The following is a 3,320-nucleotide window of genomic DNA, read 5'->3' as shown; positions in this document are numbered from 1 at the left end:
GTTGCGGGAAGGGATAGCAGCCAGATCCACGGAATCATCCACAGACAGGCGCAGGTAAAGCCCGCTCAAGGTTTCTCTCCAAAGCGATCATAAGCCTGGATGATGCGGGCCACGAGCGGATGCCGGACCACATCGGCACTTTCAAAAAAGACCATTTCCACTCCCGGCATGGCGTCCAGCACATCCAGCACCTGGACCAGACCGGAAAGCTGACCGCGCGGAAGGTCAATCTGGGTGACGTCGCCAGTGACGACCACTTTTGCGCCGAAACCCATGCGGGTCAAAAACATTTTCATCTGCTCCGGGGTCGTATTCTGAGCCTCGTCGAGAATGATAAAGGCGTCGTTGAGCGTCCGGCCGCGCATGTAAGCCAGCGGTGCCACTTCAATAATTTGCCGTTCAATAAGTTTCGCCACCTTCTCGTAACCAATCATTTCATGCAGTGCGTCGTAGAGGGGGCGCAAATAGGGATCCACTTTTTCACTCAAAGACCCGGGCAGGAAACCCAGCCGTTCACCGGCTTCGACAGCGGGACGCACCAACACCAGGCGGCGCACCTGATTGCGTTCGATCTGCTCGACGGCCGCTGCGACGGCCAGATAGGTTTTTCCCGTACCGGCCGGACCGATGCCAAAAGTCAGGTCATTATGCCGGATGGAATCCAGATAGCGGCGTTGACGCAACCCTCGACCCCGAATGGTCCCTTTGAGGGTTTGCACCCCCGGGGGTTCCGACGCTTCCTGCGTTTCCGCTTCGGCTTCCACCTGAACCCGCTGAATACATTGATGCACCCAGTGACTGGAGAGCTTCCGGCCCTGAACTACCTGAGCATAGAGTTCAGCCAGAACCGTTTTTGCCGCCAGCACCGCCGCTTGTGGACCGGTAATATGGAAACGTTCCCCACGCGGAAGAATGACGACACCCAGCCGGGATTCCAGTTGTCTTAGATGGTTGTCCAGTTCGCCAGCCATTTCCAACAAGTCAGCGGCGCTGGCCTGCTCAGCGATAAAATCACCATGACAGACGGCGGGATTCTTACTGGGAGGCTCCATGGGATTATACGGCAAGACGATGTGCCGCAGGATTGGACTGCGTCAGACGACCACGCAGACTATTCGGCAAAGCGGCCGTAATTTCTATATCCATCATTTGTCCTGCCCAGTCAGGGTTGCCGGGCAGATTGACCGAGCGGTTGCAGGCGGTTTTTCCGGTCACTTCACGCGGATCACGGCGCGAAGGGCCGGTAATCAATACCGCCTGACGTGTCCCCACCAGGCTCTGGGCGTAGGCTTGGGCCAGCCCGTTGATACGTCCCTGCAAAATGGCGAGACGGGCATCTTTTTCGGCTTCAGGGACACTGTCCTTGAGTTTCAGGGCGGGGGTATTGGGCCGCTGACTGTATTTGAAGGAGTAAGACTGGTCGAAACGCACGGCCTCAATCAAGTCCATGGTGGCCGCAAAATCGGCCTCGGTTTCACCCGGAAATCCGACGATGAAATCTGATGAAATTTGTATGCCTGGACGTGCAGCCCGCAGGCGAGCAATTTTTTCCAGATATTGCCCGACACTATGCTTGCGGTGCATACGCCGCAAAATCCGGTCTGAGCCGCTCTGCACCGGTAAATGTAAGTGCGGAGCCAGTTTTTCGATGGAACCGTGAGCGGCAATCAGGTCATCATCCAGATTACTGGGATGAGAAGTGGTATAACGCAGGCGCAGTAAACCCGGAATACGGGAAAGTCTTTCCAGCAATTCGGCAAGCCCGCCTTCACCAATCAGGCCCGTCGCGCCGCGATACGCGTTGACGTTCTGCCCCAACAAGGTGATTTCACGCACCCCCTGATCGACCAGACTGCGTGCCTCACGGATAATATCGGGCATGGGACGACTGTATTCACGTCCCCGGGTATGGGGCACCACACAAAAAGTACAAAACTTGTCGCAACCTTCCTGAATGGTCAGGAAAGCCGTGGCACCATCGCGACCGGGACGCTGGGGCAGGCGGTCAAATTTTTCGAGTACCGGAAAATCCACATCCACCTGAGGATGACGTTCAGCCACACAGGCATCGAGCAGATCGGGCAGACGGTGCAGGGTCTGAGGACCAAACACTAGATCGACGTAAGGGGCACGACGACGCAATTTTGCGCCCTCCTGACTGGCCACACAGCCTCCCACGCCAATAATTACTTCCGGGCGCTTTTCCTTGAACGGACGCCAGAATCCCAATTGGGTGAATACTTTGTCTTCAGCTTTTTCGCGAATGGAACAGGTGTTGAGCAAAAGCACATCAGCCTGCTGGGGATCGTCTACCAATTTCAGTCCATGACTCTGCGCCAGCAGATCCGCCATGCGCTCGGAGTCATATTCATTCATCTGACAACCGTAGGTTTTAATAAACAGATTTTGCAATGCATTTCCGGAAAAAAGCGGCCTCGTCATGATGATAGGGCCAGCAACCCGGATTGACAAGGGCCCCGTTTCGCTCAGTTTCGCTCCGCATGCTGCCCATGCTAGAGTATCGACCGTTCTCATATGGGTTCTGCGCAAATCCGTGCATTGCCCTTTATCCGGTGGAGAGAATCCATGTCCAGATCTTCCGGGCCGGTATCCCAGGCTTGGCACTTTACCCGCGAGTTTTTACGCGACCCCCAAGCCATTGGCGCGGTACTGCCCAGCTCTCCTTTTCTCGCCAGACGCATGGCCGCCATGGTCCCGGACGGGCCGGGACTGGTGATTGAACTCGGACCCGGCATGGGGCCGGTCACCAAGGCCCTGCTCGCCCGGGGTATAGATGCCAGTGATCTGGTGTTGGTGGAACAGGCGCCAACGATGGTCCGCCATCTGCGCCACCAGTTTCCGCAACTGGAAGTCATCGAAGGCGATGCTGCCCGACTCCAGGAAATGATTGCCCATCGTGGCAAGGTCCGGGCTATTGTTTCCAGCCTGCCGCTGCGCACCATTCCCCGGGAAGTCGTCACCCGTATTTTTCAGCAACTGCCAGCAGTCAGTCAGCAGGGCACAGTATTTATTCAGTTCACCTATCATTTCCGCAGTTCCTGCCAGGGCATGCCCACTGAGTTTCGGCGCGGACGCCCCGCCATGGTGTTGCGTAATTTACCTCCCGCCCGTATTGATCAGTTTATTTTTCACGGCAATGGATTGGTCTGATTTGCCCCGAATCATGGCTTACAAAACCGCAGCACTGGGTCATGCGCCCAGTCATTTATGGCCCTGGTTGGCGCTCCCGGCATCGCTGACTGCAGCACTGCAGCGCGCCTATGGTCATACCCATCGGGTCACGGCGCTTCTTATGGGGA

At 56.5% G+C, this 3,320-nt stretch carries 3 protein-coding genes; 1 reads left to right on the top strand and 2 read right to left on the bottom strand.

Features of this window, described 5'->3' with window-relative positions; genetic code table 11:
• Positions 1-65 precede the first annotated feature (65 nt).
• Complete coding sequence (locus AC2VLY_RS07840; RefSeq protein WP_486922060.1) at positions 66-1,052, bottom strand: PhoH family protein; 987 nt, start codon at positions 1,050-1,052, stop codon at positions 66-68.
• A gap of 4 nt (positions 1,053-1,056) precedes the next feature.
• Positions 1,057-2,412, bottom strand: a complete 1,356-nt coding sequence (miaB, locus tag AC2VLY_RS07835; RefSeq protein WP_193650949.1) for a tRNA (N6-isopentenyl adenosine(37)-C2)-methylthiotransferase MiaB — start codon at positions 2,410-2,412, stop codon at positions 1,057-1,059.
• 174 nt (positions 2,413-2,586) lie between these two features.
• Here miaB and AC2VLY_RS07830 point away from each other — a divergent pair, with 174 nt between their 5' ends.
• Complete coding sequence (locus tag AC2VLY_RS07830; RefSeq protein ID WP_010642003.1) at positions 2,587-3,171, top strand: class I SAM-dependent methyltransferase; 585 nt, start codon at positions 2,587-2,589, stop codon at positions 3,169-3,171.
• Positions 3,172-3,320 lie beyond the last annotated feature (149 nt).

This window comes from Acidithiobacillus sp. TH-A36, assembly GCF_057473445.1.
The sequence above is the reverse complement of the archived record's forward strand: the minus strand, read 5'-3'. Positions and strand labels throughout refer to the sequence as shown.